At 52.2% G+C, this 16735-nt stretch carries 16 protein-coding genes; 7 read left to right on the forward strand and 9 right to left on the reverse strand.

Annotation, left to right across the window (positions count from 1 at the left end):
* Positions 1–4 precede the first annotated feature (4 nt).
* From hpt to VMT71_12065, 5 genes are all read right to left on the reverse strand, one after another.
* The gene (hpt, locus tag VMT71_12045; GenBank protein HVN24695.1) at positions 5–529 is read right to left on the reverse strand and encodes a hypoxanthine phosphoribosyltransferase; all 525 of its coding nucleotides are present in this window, start codon (positions 527–529) and stop codon (positions 5–7) included.
* Between the two features lie 2 nt (positions 530–531).
* A complete protein-coding gene (locus tag VMT71_12050) occupies positions 532–1188 on the reverse strand; it encodes an MBL fold metallo-hydrolase (protein ID HVN24696.1) in 657 nt (218 codons plus the stop codon).
* A 184-nt stretch (positions 1189–1372) separates the two neighbouring features.
* On the reverse strand, positions 1373–2800 hold the full coding sequence (locus tag VMT71_12055; protein ID HVN24697.1) for an exonuclease domain-containing protein: 1428 nt from the start codon (positions 2798–2800) through the stop codon (positions 1373–1375).
* 246 nt (positions 2801–3046) lie between these two features.
* On the reverse strand, positions 3047–3562 hold the full coding sequence (locus VMT71_12060) for a DsrE family protein (GenBank protein HVN24698.1): 516 nt from the start codon (positions 3560–3562) through the stop codon (positions 3047–3049).
* Between the two features lie 154 nt (positions 3563–3716).
* Entirely contained in the window at positions 3717–4166 is a 450-nt protein-coding gene (locus VMT71_12065; GenBank protein ID HVN24699.1) for a hypothetical protein, read from the reverse strand.
* A 635-nt stretch (positions 4167–4801) separates the two neighbouring features.
* Between VMT71_12065 and VMT71_12070 the strand changes: the two genes are divergently transcribed.
* Positions 4802–5248: a hypothetical protein gene (locus VMT71_12070; protein ID HVN24700.1), complete on the forward strand. Its 447-nt coding sequence runs from the start codon at positions 4802–4804 to the stop codon at positions 5246–5248.
* Between the two features lie 144 nt (positions 5249–5392).
* Here the strand turns inward: VMT71_12070 and VMT71_12075 are convergent, their stop codons facing one another.
* The gene (locus VMT71_12075; protein HVN24701.1) at positions 5393–8068 is read right to left on the reverse strand and encodes a bifunctional acetate--CoA ligase family protein/GNAT family N-acetyltransferase; all 2676 of its coding nucleotides are present in this window, start codon (positions 8066–8068) and stop codon (positions 5393–5395) included.
* A gap of 286 nt (positions 8069–8354) precedes the next feature.
* Between VMT71_12075 and VMT71_12080 the strand changes: the two genes are divergently transcribed.
* Complete coding sequence (locus VMT71_12080; GenBank protein HVN24702.1) at positions 8355–8654, forward strand: hypothetical protein; 300 nt, start codon at positions 8355–8357, stop codon at positions 8652–8654.
* Between the two features lie 213 nt (positions 8655–8867).
* On the opposite strand, the gene VMT71_12085 is transcribed toward VMT71_12080, so the two are convergent.
* Positions 8868–11861, reverse strand: coding sequence for a hypothetical protein (locus tag VMT71_12085; protein HVN24703.1), 2994 nt, complete (start codon positions 11859–11861; stop codon positions 8868–8870).
* Between the two features lie 345 nt (positions 11862–12206).
* Between VMT71_12085 and VMT71_12090 the strand changes: the two genes are divergently transcribed.
* Positions 12207–12977 (forward strand): SagB/ThcOx family dehydrogenase, encoded by a 771-nt coding sequence (locus tag VMT71_12090; protein HVN24704.1) that lies wholly within the window; start codon positions 12207–12209, stop codon positions 12975–12977.
* A gap of 120 nt (positions 12978–13097) precedes the next feature.
* Here VMT71_12090 and VMT71_12095 read toward each other — a convergent pair whose 3' ends face one another.
* Complete coding sequence (locus VMT71_12095; protein HVN24705.1) at positions 13098–13412, reverse strand: redoxin domain-containing protein; 315 nt, start codon at positions 13410–13412, stop codon at positions 13098–13100.
* A gap of 9 nt (positions 13413–13421) precedes the next feature.
* Entirely contained in the window at positions 13422–13646 is a 225-nt protein-coding gene (locus VMT71_12100) for a hypothetical protein (protein ID HVN24706.1), read from the reverse strand.
* 229 nt (positions 13647–13875) lie between these two features.
* Between VMT71_12100 and VMT71_12105 the strand changes: the two genes are divergently transcribed.
* The 4 genes from VMT71_12105 to VMT71_12120 all read left to right on the forward strand — a co-directional run bounded on the left by VMT71_12105 (position 13876) and on the right by VMT71_12120 (position 16680).
* Positions 13876–14379: a DUF6125 family protein gene (locus tag VMT71_12105; GenBank protein ID HVN24707.1), complete on the forward strand. Its 504-nt coding sequence runs from the start codon at positions 13876–13878 to the stop codon at positions 14377–14379.
* Positions 14380–14419: 40 nt separating this feature from the next.
* On the forward strand, positions 14420–14674 hold the full coding sequence (locus VMT71_12110) for a hypothetical protein (protein ID HVN24708.1): 255 nt from the start codon (positions 14420–14422) through the stop codon (positions 14672–14674).
* 111 nt (positions 14675–14785) lie between these two features.
* Positions 14786–16243 (forward strand): RtcB family protein, encoded by a 1458-nt coding sequence (locus VMT71_12115; protein HVN24709.1) that lies wholly within the window; start codon positions 14786–14788, stop codon positions 16241–16243.
* Positions 16244–16248: 5 nt separating this feature from the next.
* A complete protein-coding gene (locus VMT71_12120) occupies positions 16249–16680 on the forward strand; it encodes an archease (protein ID HVN24710.1) in 432 nt (143 codons plus the stop codon).
* Positions 16681–16735 lie beyond the last annotated feature (55 nt).

Here is a 16735-nt window from a genome sequence, read left to right on the forward strand (position 1 = left end):
GTCTTCAGCTCTTCTCCACTATAAGTATGTCCGGCAGGTTGCGATATTTTTCTGCATAGTCGATCCCGTAGCCCACAACGAATCCATCATCAATGGCAAGGCCGATATAATCGCAGGCAATGTCAATCTTCCTTCGCGCTTTCTTGTCCAGCAGGCAGACTATCTTCAAGCTTTTCGGATTTCTGTCCAGTAAGGTGTCCCGCAACCACTTGAGGGTCAGGCCCGAATCAACAATATCTTCTATAATGAGCACATGTTTCCCGGCAATATCCACTTCCAGATCCTTGGTGATGGTAATCTCGCCTTTTGACGACGTTCCATGGCCATACGACGAAACACGTATGAAATCGACGATAGTCGGGAGTTTTATTTCCCGTACCAGGTCCGAGGTGAACATGAAGGAGCCCTTCAGGATGCAGATGCAGATCACTTCCTCGCCCCGATAATCGCGCGAGATAGCCGTACCCAGTCTCTTGACGGCTTTCCTTATCTGCTGACGGGTAAATAAAGGCTTTAGAACATCATTCATAACTACAGGGCGTATTTGAGGACCCAAATCTCCGCTTCGCCAGGTAAGCTCTGCTTTGTCACGTCCAGCTCGGCCGCGCCCACTGTCTTAACGGCCTTCTTGCCTTTCGTAAACTCATCGAGTGTGGTAATCGGAAATGCACACTTCTCCGTCTTATAATGCATGGGTATCGTAAGCCTCGGCTTAATTGCGTTCATGACGTCTGTAGCTTCCTTTGCATCTATCGTATAAAAGCCGCCAACAGGCAGGAGCAGCACGTCCACCGAGCCCAGTCTCTTAAGGATATCCTGATCCAGATTATGGCCCAGGTCCCCGACATGGACAATCTTTAACCCATCCGCCTCAATCACGAAAATCAGATTATTGCCCCTGTCTTTGCCCTTTGAGGGGTCGTGAAAGCAGGCTATTGCCGTCACCTTTACAGAAGCGACATCATACGACCCTTCTTTTTGAATCCTGGTGAAGTTCCCCTTGATACTTTGCACGTAGTTGTGGTCTCCGTGGTCGTGGCTCGTGAGCACGAGGTCTGCTTCGTCCGTGATGTTTGCGTACGTCAGCCCGCCGTTTCCGAAACCCGATTCGTAGGGATCAACAATGATCCGCGCTCCTTTTTCCGTCGTGAGCTTGAATGCCGAGTGACCATACCACTTCAATTTCATGATATCTACCTCCTTTTACGTTATATAGAGGAAGCTCGATAAGGGTTCGTGTACGCGACTCCCCTGATCCTTTTTCCGCGTGCTTCGCGGGAGGAGTCAGGATTACAACTACTATAACACCAAAGTATTTCCACTTCCATGCTTCAATCGCGTTGTTGCTTCCACCCCTTCATAGCTGTGCAGCTTACGCTTGTTGGAGGATGTTCTGAAGTTCAGTGGAAGCCACACTCCTGAGCCTTATGTTCTTTCTCGGATTCAGAAGGTGCTCTGCCAGTATCTTGTAGGAATCATAGTCGAAAGCATGTGCGGCTCGCTTAAATTGCTCTGCCCCAGTGTCGTCAAACTTAAATGATCCCATTATGCACCACTGATCAATGAGGAAGGCTTCGCCTTCACCGGATCCGGCGCGCTCTTCAACCAGAACAGGGCCGGAAAAGGGCCAGGCTTTGATGCCGCTTGCGGCGAAGGCTCTCACGAATCTCTCGTTGTACGAGCGGGGAGGTTCTACGCCGGTGCAGGCCCCATGGCAGATGTCAGTCTGTACGTGGGAGCACTGGCCATCGCCTTTCTCCAGTTCCATGAGCTTCGGGCACAACCCATGCTCCTTTGCCCGTGCCAGGAGAAACTCCCTGGCTTTTCTCTTCGTTCGGAATATTCCCAAGACATCCCTTAACTCAGATGGGGAACATGACAGCAGTGGTTCTATGAGAGTCGTGAGGTAGCCGTTACCGGTAAGCGTTTTTTTTGCCACGACCAGTCTCTTGCCAGCCAGGGGCTTGCGGTTGTACATGGGATACAATTCGCGCATAAGCGTGCGTGCCAGGAGGCGTGCTCCTAACTCGCCTGCCGTCTTAATTACCCTGACGTCTCGTACCTGTTGAGAAAGCAGCGCCTCTTTTGTCGATCTGTAGCCGCCGGAAAAATGCGAAAGAACACCATTCCGGATGTTGCAGGCATCCCCTACATAGAGCGTGCTGCCATCATCAGCATAGAGGATATAAACACCGGCAGAGTCAGGGAGTGAGCGTATCATTGACTGATCAATGCAAGAAGGGAGGTTTGCGGTCTTGAGTACCTCCCGGATAGCGGTAGCCAGTCGCGAAGCATCCACGCGGTCCCTGAGAAGGTCAAGAAACTCCCACAGCACCTGCGCGTCGTCAAAAGCCCGATGCCTGTTTTGACAGGCTATGCCGAATCTCCTGATGATGCTGTCAAGGCCGTGTCTTCGCTCATGTGGAAAAAGCTTACGTGACAGGCGGGCCGTGCAGAGGCAATTTGCTGAAAAGTCGATCCCCTCCCGCCCAAATTCATGTCTCAGGAATCCATAGTCGAACCGGGCGTTATGGGCGACGAAGACACAGCCTTCCAAGAGCCTGATGAGATGTCCTTTGATGTCACCGAACGTAGGCGCGCCCGAAAGGTCCTTATTCGTGATGCCGGTCAGGTTTTCAATGTGGTAGGGAATGCTTCTCTCAGGATCGACGAGGGTTGAGTAAGTATCTACCAGCGTGCCGTCCTTTATTCGCAGTACCCCCACCTCTATGATGCGATCATAGCCGGGGCTTGTGCCCGTTGTCTCCACATCCACAATGGCTAAGTTTAGGCCGTTCATTGGCGTATTATTATACGGAGAGAGCGTGAGAATGTCTACCCTGCGGATAAAAAAGAACAAGAGTAAGCGGTAAACAGTAAGCAGTAAGCAGTGAATAGTGAGAGTCAGAAAGAAGATCAAAGTGAGCAGCCGGCGGTAAGCAGCAAAAAACGAAATGCCCAGGCCCTGGTCTTCAGGCAGTTCCAAAGCGGCGTTTCTTGGCGACTGCTCACTGCTTACTGCTCACTCGTTACCTGCTCTGCTGTCTCAGAACCAAGACACCCAGGCATCCTGGATGTTTTTCATGAGCCAGTCGCCCCCGGCCATCTCGACGTAATCGATCTTCTCACTTCCTGTTGAACCAAAGTACTCGGCACAGGGAGGGCAGCAGCCGAACCATCCGCCCTTGTCCTTGATCTTTTTCATGATCTCTGCGGCAGTGCCGAATTTCTTGTAAATGGGGGAATCGATTATTTCGACCCGTCTCTTGTTGGCCAGGTCTGCGCCGCCCAATGTCATCCAAACGTAAACCTTGCCCCAGCCTTTGTCTGCCACGGTTTGCGCCATCAGAAGGCCTAGAATAGCCCTGTTAGGGTCATCGCCTCCGTGGGTGATGACAACCACGTACTTGCCCGCTTTGTCTGCCTGGGCCATCGCCGGAGTGCCGACCAGAGAACCGATTCCGGCCATGCCGAGGCCTGCACCCATTGCCATCTTGAGAAAATCGCGCTTGGTGGAGCCTTCTTCTTTTTCACACATCTCTGTGTTCTTCTTTTCTTCCATATTCATTCCTCCTCCAGTTATTTGGGAATCCTATGCTGAACAGAGCGAAATTATATCGGTATCGTACATGATATTATAGACTTACACAAATGAAAATTAAGAATGCACCGGGGCAAATTAATCCAAAAAACCTATAGGACTGATCTCCCTTCTCTTATAGAAGTCGATAGGGCTGGGCCCGATCGGCCCACTCGCTCCCGGGATAGTCTGCCTGGAGCTTCTCGTACGCGGCCTTCAGCGGCTTCGGATCATGGGTGTTCTTGTACCCGGCGACACCGCGCAAAAAGACAGCCTCAGGGGCCGCCTTGCTCTTTGGATGCCCGGAAACAATCTTCTCCAATGTGCCGAGGCATTGATCGAGTACTCCGGTATCGAAGTACACCTTTGCCATGCCCAGCAGGAGCGAGGGAATAAGTTCCGCGGGAGAAAGAAACCCGACGCTGCGGTAGTGCTCCTTCCCTTGCTGGTCAAGGGTGATCAGCGTCGGTGTCCAGGTAATGTTGAACTCTTTGGCCAAAGGCATATCAGACTTAACGCGTAACGGGATCAGGTTACTATTTATAAAATCTATCACCTTGTCGTCCGGATACGTAACCGCATCCATCTGTTTGCAACCGATTCAGGCTGGGCTGAAGAAGTCGAGAAGTATAGGTTTCTTCTCCGCCGCCGCTTTCGTAAGCGCATCTTTCATTTCATTTGTCCAGGCGATCTGTCCCATGGAACCCCTCCTTTTTGAAATAGTTCGGACCCGTTCAACTCATTTGAGTAAAGTAAGCACTCCGGTGTCTCTTCCGCAAGCTGATTGTCCTGAGGTATGGCACAATTCTTTCTATAGGGAACACAAACATTGTGAAAAGGTGAGATCGGTCTTATGATACAATCCCTGCGGAAAGGTGCAATTCCAATGAACACGAGGATTAAAGAGCCGTATGTGCCAGTGGAGAGGTTTGACACTATCCGCCATAGAATTGTCACTCTTTTGTCGGAGCATCCTAATACCGCTCGACAGATGTCGGCGGAACTGAGGATACCGGAGAGAGAGATTTATGATCATCTCGAGCATATCAGGAAGACTATGCACACAGGGCCGCTCCGCCTCCTGGTACAGCCGGCTACTTGTGAGAAGTGCGGCTTCGTTTTCCGCAAGAGGGAGCGATTGAAGAGGCCTGGTAAATGTCCCATTTGCCGGAGCGAATCTATTTCAGAACCTCTTTTTTCAGTATTGGAGGCGAAATCAACATGAGTTCGCGGAGACAAGCCTGGGACTCTTACCTGTCCTCAGACCTTACTGTTTCTGCGGATGAACCTCGAGGAAAAAAGGTATTGAGGGATGAAGAAAAGTCTAAGGAACAATTAATCGAGGAAATGCTGGAACTCCGCCAAAGAATTGCAGAGCTGGAGGAGCTTCAGGAGAAAAAGGTGAGCTTCATGCAAGGCGAGATCAGTTTTGTGAAACGGCTTCCAAAGCGGATCTCCCACGTGAAAACCCTAAGTGGTTTACTCCCTATCTGTACTTCCTGCAAAAAGATTCGTGATGACGGGGGCTACTGGATCCAGTTGGAAATCTATATCAGCGACCACTCAGATGCGGAATTTTCACATGGCCTCTGTCCTGAGTGTGTCAAAAAATACTACCCTGTCGATATACTGACAAGAAACAGCCCAATCCGACCGGATAGTGAATGATGACACCTGCCCTTGAGGCGACTCGTATTCGGGCGCAGAACGAGGCGCTCAAGCCGCGAGGAGCGCATGCATACCTTGTGGTACGTCGAGCAGGTACGGGCCGAAGGGCAACGAAGGTATACGCTTGAAGGTAAATTGGTTCTTTCAGGTCAGCTGAAGGCTCACCCTACTCAACTTCTCCGGCAATTGTTCAACGGAACACCCCAGTTTCCTGCACACATTGAGCATCCTCGTGTTGTCTGATTGCACCAGCGCATAAACCTCGTGGAGCCCTCTTTCCTGGGCGATGCCGATTATCATGTCCACAAGCTTATACCCAAGGCCCTTACCATGGAAGTCATCCTGCACTACCACTGCGAATTCGCCGCTTTTGCCGTCAGGTTCGATGATCAATCGCCCTATTCCGATGATTCTTCTCTTTTCGCCTTCACGGAGCTCCGCAACGATCGCCATCTCCCTGTCGTAATCTATGTTGCAGAAACGGATGTGCATCTCATGCGTGATGTGCTTGATTGCCTGGAAGAACCTCTCACGCATGGTCTTCTCAGACAGGCTCATCAGCATCTCATGCTCCATGGGTTCATCTTCCGGCCGTATTGGCCGAAGCAGTACCTCGGTTCCGTCCGGCATTCGCCAGGACATGATGTATCGCGTAGGATATGGGGTAATGATCAGGTGCGGATAGGGTGAGGTGTAGCTCATGCAGTTCTTATCTATAACGATGCGCGCATCTAACGCATAGGTTGCACCGTCGGTCACCGCTATCGGATTAATATCCACTTCTGCTATCTCAGGAAAATCCGTAATAAGGTTGGAGAAGCTGACGATTATCTGCTCCAGCTTCTTGAGATCAGCCGGTTGTTTTCCCCGATATCCTTTCAACAGCCTGTAGGCCTTTGTCTCTTCCATCAGTCTGCGCGCCAGAGTCTGATTCAGAGGCGGCAACGCCAGCGCAAAATCCTGAAAAATCTGCACGCTAGTACCGCCCATGCCGAACAGTATCACGGAACCGAAATCTTCATCTTTCTTGGCACCGAGAATCACTTCGTAATCTATCTTCTCAACCATCTTTTGTACGGTAATACCCGCAACTTGAGCGCCAGGGGAATTCTCCTCTACTCGTTTGAGCAACCGGTCATAATCGGCTCGCAGTTCTTCATCTGACGTGATGCCGGTAATCACGCCGCCCACGTCGCTCTTGTAGGTGATATCCGGAGAGGCAATCTTGATGACCAATGGATAACCTAACGTTCTCGCTGCACTCACAGCCTGCTCGGGCGAGTGGGCCACGTAGGTTTTGATTGTAGGAATGCCGTAATTGATCAGAAATCGCTTCGATTCTTCTTCTGTGAGCACGGTTCTCCCGCTTGCCGCAATCCTTCGGATGAGTGTTTTTAAATTGTTCTTAGGAGGCGATTGGTCGACCGAGAGATCTGACGGAGTCTCATGCATGAGTTCCAGGTTCCGCTCGTAGCTGTACATGTAAAAGTAGGTTCGCACCGCCTCTTCCGGCGTAGCATACGTGGGAACGTTGTTCTCGACGAAAACTCGTCGCGCCTCCTGCACGTCTCCTCCCCCGACCCAGCTCGTGATTATCGGCTTCCAGGCTTGATGGGCGAGCCGCACAACTGCGTGGGCCAGTTCGCCGGGCTCTGCACTGCCTTGGGCAGTAAAAATTACCAGCACACCATCAACGTTCGGGTCTTCAAGGCATATCCTGATGACATTCTCGTACCTTTCGACGTCCGCATCCCTCAGAACATCAATGGGGTTGCCGGGCTTCCAGAACGGAGGCAGGCTGACCTTGAACTTGCCCTCGTTTTCTTTGGAGCACACGGCGAGCCTTCCCCCGATATCATTCAATGTATTGGTGGCCATGACCCCGACGCCAGCCGCATTCGTGATGATCATGAGCTTGGGCCCCTTGGGCAGGTGCTTGGCGTCAAGGACTGCTGCAGTGTTAAAGAGGTCAGCGGCAGACTTGACCCTTACAACCCCGACCCTCTTGAATACCGCGTCGTAGACTCTTTCGTGGGTGGCCATCTGACCCGTGTGCGACAGAGCCTGGTAGCCACCGCCGTTTGGTCGGGAAGGCTTGAGAACAACGATTACTTTATTGCGCGCAAACCCTCTGGCAGCGCTCACAAATTTCTTTACATTGCCGATCTCTTCTTCGATGTAAAGCATTATGCTGCGCGTGTGCGGATCATACCCGAGGAAGTCAATAAGTTCTCCAAAATCAACGTCGATCATCGAACCCAACGAGGCAAACATGCTGAAACCTATGTGTACATCCATGCCCCAGTAAAGTAAGGCTCTGCCAAAGGCGCCACTCTGCGAAATAAAAGCGATGTTGCCTTTATCAGGTATGCGCTTAAGCGGTGTTGCATTCAAACCTATGTGCGGTCTCAAGAGACCGAGGCTATTCGGCCCAAGTACGCGCAGCGCATGCCTCCTCGCGATCTCTGTTATCTCTTTTTCCAGTTTCTCTCCTTCGGGACCTGCTTCTCCAAAACCTCCCGAAACGATCAGCACGCCTCCTACGTCTGCGTTGCCGCATTCTTCCACTATTGCCGGAACTGTGGGCGCAGGAGTTACAATCACGGCAAGGTCGATGGACCTGGGTATCGCGGCTATATTCGGAAAGCATTCCAGATCCAGGATCTTCTTCCTGTTGGGGTTAACAGGAAAGAGAAGTCTTTCGCTGTCATTAGCCGCGATCAGATTCTGCAGCAGGGTATTGCCCGTCGAGTACTCACGCTCGCTGGCACCCACGAGCGCTATCGTCCTTGGGTCAAGCATCCGTTTGATATCACTCATAGTGCGTAAAATCCTTCCTCTCTGATCAGTGTATAAGCAACAGCCGACAATTCCTGCCGCTGCACATTCTAGTCTGACGTTTTTTGGTTGTCAATATGTACAGACGATTAGTCGTAGCAAAGTTCACGGAACCTTAGCCTCAGATACTTCGCTTTCAGGCAGAAGTCACATGTGCACGAGGTACAACAATTGCAGCCTCCCGCATCGAAGTATTCAGCGGCAAAACCATTTGAACTCTTGATGTGACTTCCGAACGTTCACGATACTGCACTGGAGGAGACCTGTAATGGAGAAGATTGATCTCAAACCGTTTCTCAAACAGAAAGTGCAAGAATGGAAAAGGGCAACACAAAAAAATCCGAACATGAAATCCCTGGAGGAGGTAGGAGCTGAGTTGCTGGGAATTACGTTAGGCGCACATCAGCAGAACGACAGGGTTGCCAACAAGATATTACATGAGCTGGATAGTCAGGGTAAGAAAAGCAGACTGGAGCGGTATATCAGCCAGATGTCCAGTGAAGAAAGGAAATACGTCAGTCTGGTCAGCATACTGGAGGAATTCAGACCGATCAATCTTGATGGCTAATTTTTAGCGGAATAACGCTGGGGCCGTGGTCTGACATGGAACTGGTTGCCTGTCAGCGAACCGCCACCGGTGTTTCAACTTTGACACCTCTATCTACCCTTGGGACACCCGCACGCGGGTACCCGGTCGCCGTGCTCGCTAGATAGATTTCCACGGACGACGCGTGGTGCAAGAGTCCAAGAGCTTGCCCGTGGAAATCTATTTTTCAGGATTTCAACTCAGCCTGAACCTGTTTGCCCGCTTTGTGGGTATCTTCACCTCGTGTGTCGGACCCGGGCTTGAAACTCGCGTCTGCGTGGACGAAACAGCCCGCGTGACTGGGGTATTTGGCGCCTGTGCCGCAGCGGCTCTACCCGTAGCCTCCTCTTCAGGAATTTCCTTTTCGGCGGAACCCAGAGAAACCACAAGAGCAGGGTAGAACTGCTCTATGTTCGGAAGAGAAGTGTAGATCGGCGAAACATAATCAGCTTTTACTTTCGGCGGATACGCAGGTCCGAGGGTAGCCACTGCTTCTCGAATACAGTCGACTACCGATGGGAGAAAAGCGCCTCCTCCAGTCACGATGATTTCGGTGAAGGCCGGGTCGAAACGATGCATGCCGACAGCTTTAATTGCTTCCCTTACAAAAACTCTGAGGCCATCCCTGATACCAAACAACGCTGCTTTGACGGGAAGTGAACTCTCCAGTTCCGACCTTTCCACAAGAATAGGCTCCGGAAGCATGGGTGACACATCGAGGGGGATCCCCTCATCTGACGTCATGATGTTTTCCTTGATCTCTCTGGCCTGTAGCTCGAGCCTTGCCTTGAAAAGCCTGAACTCGTTCACTTTCCTGCGGGTGGATGGGACCTCCCGGACACGATTGAAGAGAAGGGTTTTAAGGGCGTTGTCCCATACGCCCACACCTGTACCTACTCCTCCCCTGTAGACCACGTGGGCTGCCGCTTTCGAATCTCTCCCTTCGTCATACGCAACACTAAGGAGAGCGAAGTCGGTGAAACCAGCCCCGATGTTGATGGCGAGCAGCATCGAAGGCCGCGCCTTCTCGTAGGGCAGGCCGGCAAGGCGTGCATGCCCGGCTGCCGCCGACTCTGTCATTATTGAACCTACAAGTGCCTCCTCTATCTTGCTCTTGTGCTCGCGCGCCTCGTGCAGCGCTTTGCGGACGTCGGGCAGCCGTGCACCCCTTACAAGATCGTCTTTCAGCCATCGCTCCAGGCAATATGCGTACGCGGCAGCGCCTCTGAACAGGCGTTTAACATCTTCCCGGTACCTCTCTTCGATCCACGTCGGTATCGAGAAATTCCGGATTGTTGCATCCATATCCACCGCGTTCTTTCCTGTCTGTTTGCTGAGATAATGACGCGTGAGGCGCAGCAAGTAGGCAAGGTAGATCGCCAGGACACTCTGTGAATCGAGGCTTTCCGAAGCAGGAAAGAAATCGCTGTGTATTTGAAGATTTGCTCCCCCGCGCATGAGAAAGGTTTTCAGGCTCTGTATGGCAGGCCTGGGTTGTCCCGCTTCCGCTGCCTCCAGCGAAAGTTTCTTTGCTAGCGTTCCACAGTAGACGAATTCGTTCTGATCAAAATAGATCAACGATTCTTCGGCGTACTCGTTTGGACTTTCGAAGTGTCGCACGAGGTCGGCCTTGTGCAGAACTTCGTATGCCATCAGCGCCAGAGGAATCGGGGTAGCAGGTATGGTCTCACCGATTTTCAGCGCAACTTTACTGAAAGCCGCTCCGAAGTCTATACCCAGAAACGTTTGTCCGTTGGCTGCAACCTGTCCTATCGGTTCCCAGGGAAGAGGTTCCTCCGGAAGTGCAACCTCTTGGTCCGTCGTGACAAGTTCTCCTTCAGGAAAATCCAAGGCCTCTGCAGGCTCGGATTCATCGACAGGGGCCGAATCCCGCGGGACCAGCTCTGAAGGCGCATCTTCAGCACGCACTTCATCTGATGGCATTACTTCACCCTTGGGCTCCAGCGCCTCTTCCTGTTCAGGAACCCCTGCAGTTTTGGATGAGGTCTCAGCCTGCTCTGTCGGTGCGAGATCAGGCGCCGTCTCGGGTGGGCGTACAACGGCTTGTTCCGTCTCACTATCCTGCCGCTTTGTGGGCTCTGTAATTTGAGTCGCCACCGACTCGACCGCATGAGGGCCGGCTTGAGACATGAGGTCCTGCACTGGAAGCGCACCAGAGTGTTTTTCCTCATCTCCGGCGCACGTTTCATCGGGTGCGACATCGCTACTCGTGATATCGTCTATGACTTTCTCCGTTGCCAGTTCTTCATTATGTACTGGGGGTGCGGCTTCATCCTCGACAGGTTGCTCGTGTTTGAATAGAACCCGTTGCTCTTCGGGAGTCGTTAAAGCCTCTGTAAGAGAATCTCCCTCCTGCTGGGACACTGCTTGATCCACTTCATCGTATTCAAGTTCCTGCATCAGTCCATCCACCGTAACATCGATGGTACCGGACCCGTTCACCGGCGGAGACATCAAGAGGGCCCGCTCGTCGACTTCCAGACCTTCGCTTGGCTCAGGTGTGAGTTCTTCGACGGGCGTGAGTTCAAGGGTGAGTTCCTGTGGTGTGATGCTTTGCGCGGCTGCCAGAGCAGCGGCGAGGTGAGCCTCAGTCTCATCTTTGAACACGATTTCAGATACTTTTGCCGGGAATTCGGGGAGCGGCTCATCATCACGAGCCCCCTTATGACCATTAACGCCATCTTGCCCTTCACCGGTCGCCTTGAGGTCTGGAATTACAGGCGCGATATCCTGCTGCAACGGCTGTTCGGCTGCCGCCGCTGTGTGCTCCCTGGCAAAGCCCTCTGTTGCCATTTCGAGACCATGGGTAATGTCGGAAGATTCCTGAGGCGTCTTCTCTTCAGGTGGATGCGTTGCCCGTTTCTTGTTCTTGAAAGCTATAGCGGGGATATTCCAGAATTTTGGCTGGTGCTGGTTGCCGGCCTCTTCCGCCTCTTTCTTTATTGGTCCGTTGTCAGAGTGTGCTTCTTCACGCTGGACCGTCTCGGGCTGCTCCGTGACAGTTGGTACGCGTGACATTGCTGTCAACGAGGTAAGATTGCAGAGCGTGTCCAGTTTTAGAGAAATGTTGTCCATTTTTCGGACAAGTAGCTCAATAAAGCATCTGCCCAGGGACCATCCAGGACATTCCCGACCCAGGCACTCACCCGGACCGAACGGACATTTCATAGCTGACCTCCATGCAAGGGTCTTGCGTACTTCTGCTTAAGCCTCGCGACGTGGTACCGGGGCTTAAGCGATCCGTCACCACCAACGAAAACGCTGCCATGGGAGGCGATTCGATATGCTTTGTGTAATCGCCTGCCAGCGTCAAATAGTATTATCGGTCGATTTGAAAAATACTGAATAAAATAAATTATCTGTTACTGAACTCTGAGCCTCATCCTTACGGTGGCAGAGAGAACCCAAAAGTAAAGATTCACCCGGGGAGAGGTGTATTATATTTTCTTGTAAGATCAGCACGCAAAATACAGGTCCGCTGGTAGCGGGAATGACATTTGAGTGGAGAGTGGCATGGAGCAGAAAAGAGATCAGTCGATGGAGAGTGTGGGCGCCTTTTTCCAGGAAAAAACAAAATACACGCCGGAGAGGCTGCGCGGCCATACCCTTGACTGGAGCAAATTTCCGGATACGTACAAGAGTTATGAGGCTCCTCTCGCACGGATCACTCTCCCGAAGCCCGAGGTAAAGGGGGAGACGACGCTCTGGCAGCTCTTGCAGAAACGAAGGTCAAGAAGGGCTTACAGAGTGGAGCAGACTATTACGAAGGGACTTCTCTCGGCGCTGCTCTGGGCAACCCAGGGGCTCACCGCTCGCCAGGGAAAGATGTACTTCAGAACTGCGCCCTCGGCGGGCGGGCTCTATCCAGTGGAGACGTATCTATCAGTGAGAGCCGTTGAAGGACTTGAGCCGGGCATCTATCATTTCAGGCCTCTGGAAGCTGACCTGGAGTTGCTGAAGAAGGGCAATTTCGGGAAAAGTTTGGCAAGGGCAGCATTGGGACAGCAACTGGTCAGCGATGCACAGGTTACCTTCATCTGGTCTGCCGTGATGGAACGGAGCACATGGAAGTATAGGGAGAGAGCCTATCGCTACATTTATATCGATGCGGGGCACATAGGACAGAATCTTTACCTGGCAGCTGAAGCGTTGGGACTGGGGGCGTGCACGATCGGCGCTTTTCTTGATGACGATATAAATCAGATGATAGAGATCGACGGCGTCAGCGAAACAGTCATCTATCTTGGCTGTGTGGGATGGCCGTCTGGAGAGAAACACGAGTGACGGAGAAGATTGTTACGAGTTTCCAGTTAGGGTTAAAAACGGCAAAGAAATCCACCTGCATCTTCGTAGGGGGTCTAAAGCTCGCAACCCGTAACAGGCGCTGCAAAGCGCCTATGACGTTTATTTTTTCATCTCCTCGTCGTTTAGTTTCTTGAGAAAGGTAAGAATTTCTTCATAATTGGGAGACCCGTCTCTCATGTACCGCACAATGCCCTTCTTATCGACGATAATCGTGAGTCTTTCGAACACATACTGGCCGGGTTTCACAGCCCCGAAGTAGTCACCGGCATAGCCGCTGATATTGGAGAGGAGAGGGAAGGTAATGCGCAGATGCTTGGCCCAGTATTTCAAAGTAATAACATCATCACGACTGACGCCCACGACCCGGGCGTTGAGGGCCTGGTATGCGGAGAGATTCCGCATGTGGCCCTGCATCTCTCCCGTTCAGACCGGGGTAAACGCCGCCGGGAAAAAGGTCATGATCAGGTAATATTTTTCGTAATACTCGGGACCATAATTGATGAGGCGATCCTCCGTGGAGGCCAGAAACCAGCCTATAGTGGTCTTGCCGATCAGCTCGGTCTTCGCCGCTGCCTGCCCGTCCCGGGGGAGCACAAGCAGAAAACCAAGCAGCAAAAAAAGAATTGGAACCAGAAGCTTATTGCGCATAAGGACCTCCTTTACGTTTTCTTGCAGCAGAGAGCCTGTAGCCATTCTACCAGAAAAATAAGCACGAAAGAAGATAAACATAAGGGTTCATGGTTTGCCTAACTGAGATTCGCTCAAAATTTCTCATTTACACGGAGCAACGTCTGAGACAATAATTAAACGTGCATAAAGGATCGCGAGAAGTTGACATAGCGGGCGAGATCGCATAACGTTGCAAGAGGAGGAGGCTATGGATATAGGGATTCTGGAAAGGATGGAAGCATCTGAGTTGAGAAGCTACCTGGAGTTTCTGCTCTGGCACTACCGGGTAATCGATGCGTTCTGGTTCCTTTATGTTGCAGAACGTTTTGATCAACCGTCCGCAGAAAGGCTCAACGAAAAGGTCTGGTCGAAAGTTGCAGGGATGGCTGCCAAAGATCTCGCGCAGCGCTTCAACATCGAGGAGAAGGGCTTGAAGGGGTTCGCGAAGGCAATCAGATATTTTACGTGGACAATACTCGTCGGGTACGAGATCGAGGAAAGACCCGACGAAGTCATCATTTCAGTGCCTGAATGTCCCACTCAACAGGCACGGCTCCGGCGAGGACTTCAAGAGTTCTTCTGCAGGGACATGCACAAGGGAGAATTTGAGTCCTTTGCCCACCAGATCGATCCGGGCATCAAGGTTGCGTGCCTGTTTGCTCCTCCGGACCATCCCCAGGACATGTTTTGCAAATGGCGCTTCACCATGTGAGCTGAGGGCTGTCCAGTTATTGCCATAGCAAGTTCTTGACATGGAAATCACGCCGGAAGAAAGAGAGATGCTTCAAAAAATCCTGGACAACCAGTTTACTGGAGGTGCGTATAAACGCGCCACGTTCATCGAAAAGGTCTGCCGCACTAAGGCTGACAGGGCAACGCTCGAAGCGCTCTGCCGCATGGGTCTGGTTGAGAAGGGGTATGGTGGAACGGTCGCAGGCGACGTCTATGACGGCTGCTGGTTAACGGAAAAAGGCAGAGCAGCTCTGGGAGATAGCTCAGAAAAATGAAGAGCTGAGCCCGAGTGAGCCTTGCGCAGCCATAACCGTCGCACTGCTTCTCCCGAAATTGTATTCGAACCATTTCAGCCTTAAACTAGAGTCAAAAGGGGGTGAGTCTTCATGCCTGTTCCTGAAGATGTCAGGCGCATATCTGATACGATATGGGAAATTCCCGTCACGTATAAGGATGGCATGCGCGTTCCGGGTCGGATTTACGGTTCGGATAAGCTGATGAAAGAGTTGGACGCCGGCGTCTTTGAGCAATTGTCGAATGTGGCGTGTCTCCCGGGCATTCTCAAGTACGCATACTGCATGCCGGATGGCCACTGGGGATACGGCTTTCCCATTGGAGGCATGGCAGCGATGGACCCGGAGACGGGGGTTATTTCTCCGGGCGGCATCGGCTTTGATATCAACTGCGGCATGAGACTGGTACTCACCAACCTTACGCTTGAAGAAGTAAGGCCGCACCTTCGCGAGCTGGTGGATGCTCTTTTCCGTAAGGTCCCGGCGGGTGTCGGTTCCACAGGTTTCATCAAGCTGTCGAAAGACGAATTCAAGACGGTTGCCGAAGAAGGTTCCCGCTGGTGTCTTCGGGAGGGCTATGCATGGCCTGAGGATCTTGAGAATACCGAAGAGGGTGGATGTTTCAGGGGTGCGGATGCGTCGAAGGTCAGCCGCAAGGCAATAGAGCGCGGATTCGACCAGATCGGCACCCTCGGCAGTGGAAATCATTATTGCGAACTGCAGGTGGCGAAGCCTGAAAACATTTTTGATGAAGCGACAGCGAAGGCATTCGGTTTTACGCTGCCGAACCAGATCGCCATCATGTTTCATTGCGGGAGCAGAGGTTTCGGGCACCAGGTCGCAACCGATTACCTGGAGCTTTTCCTGAGCGTGATGGAGAGAAAGTACGGTATCAAAGTGAACGACAGAGAGCTTTCCTGCGCGCCGTTCCGCTCAAGCGAAGGCCAGGACTACTTCGCGGCAATGACATGTGCAATCAACATGGCGTTCGCAAATCGGCAGGTGATTCTGCACCGGCTCCGGGAAGTCTTCTCAGACATATTCCACAAGGACCCCAGAGAACTGGCCATGCACATGATATACGATGTGGCGCACAACACGGCAAAACTTGAACAGCATGAGATCGACGGAAAAAAGCGGGAGGTGCTGATCCACCGGAAGGGAGCTACAAGGGCATTCGGGCCCGGCATGGATGGTCTGCCGGATCGCTACAAGAGCACAGGACAACCGGTCATCATCGGTGGCAGCATGGAGACAGGCTCCTATCTACTCGCCGGCGTGAAAAGCGGCGCAGACGCTTTTTACACCACGGCGCACGGGAGCGGCCGCACCATGAGCCGTCATCAGGCAAAGAAGATGATCCGGGGACAGTCGCTACAGAAGGAGATGGAGGGACGCGGCATCTATGTACGCACAGCCTCCTGGAGCGGGCTTGCGGAGGAAGCAGGAATCGCTTACAAGAACATAGATGAGGTTGTTGAGGCCACGGAACGTGCGGGCTTGAGCAAACGGGTAGTACGTCTTCTGCCACTCGGGAATATAAAAGGATAGTAAGGGTGCCATACCAATATCGCGATGACACAGCCATCGCCGACGTTGCGTTCGAGGCGTGGGGCGCGAGCGTGGAGGAAGTCTTTGTCTCTGCAGCAGATGCTACCATGAACGTGATGGTGGCTGACCTCGCCGCAATAGGACGGAAACTTGAGTTGACCATAGAAGTGGAACGGGAGCAGCTTGATCTTCTGCTCTTCGGATTTCTTAACGAGCTTATCTTTTTGAAAGATGCTCGCCAGCTGCTTCTCCGCGTGGACAGCCTCTCTATCGTGAAGGCTGATTCCCGGTTCGGTGTGAAAAGCACGCTGTACGGTGAAAGGATTGACCCGAATAAGCATCCACTCAACGTCGACGTCAAGGCTGTAACCCTGCACCAATTCAGTCTGCGCCAAAAAAACGGCCGTTGGGAAGCCTTCGTCATCCTCGACATCTGATCCTCCATTTCTGATCTTATCGTTTCAGCGGTTCTGTGATACTATACTCAAGATG

The organism is Syntrophorhabdales bacterium, assembly GCA_035541455.1.
GTDB lineage: Bacteria > Desulfobacterota > Syntrophorhabdia > Syntrophorhabdales > WCHB1-27 > JADGQN01.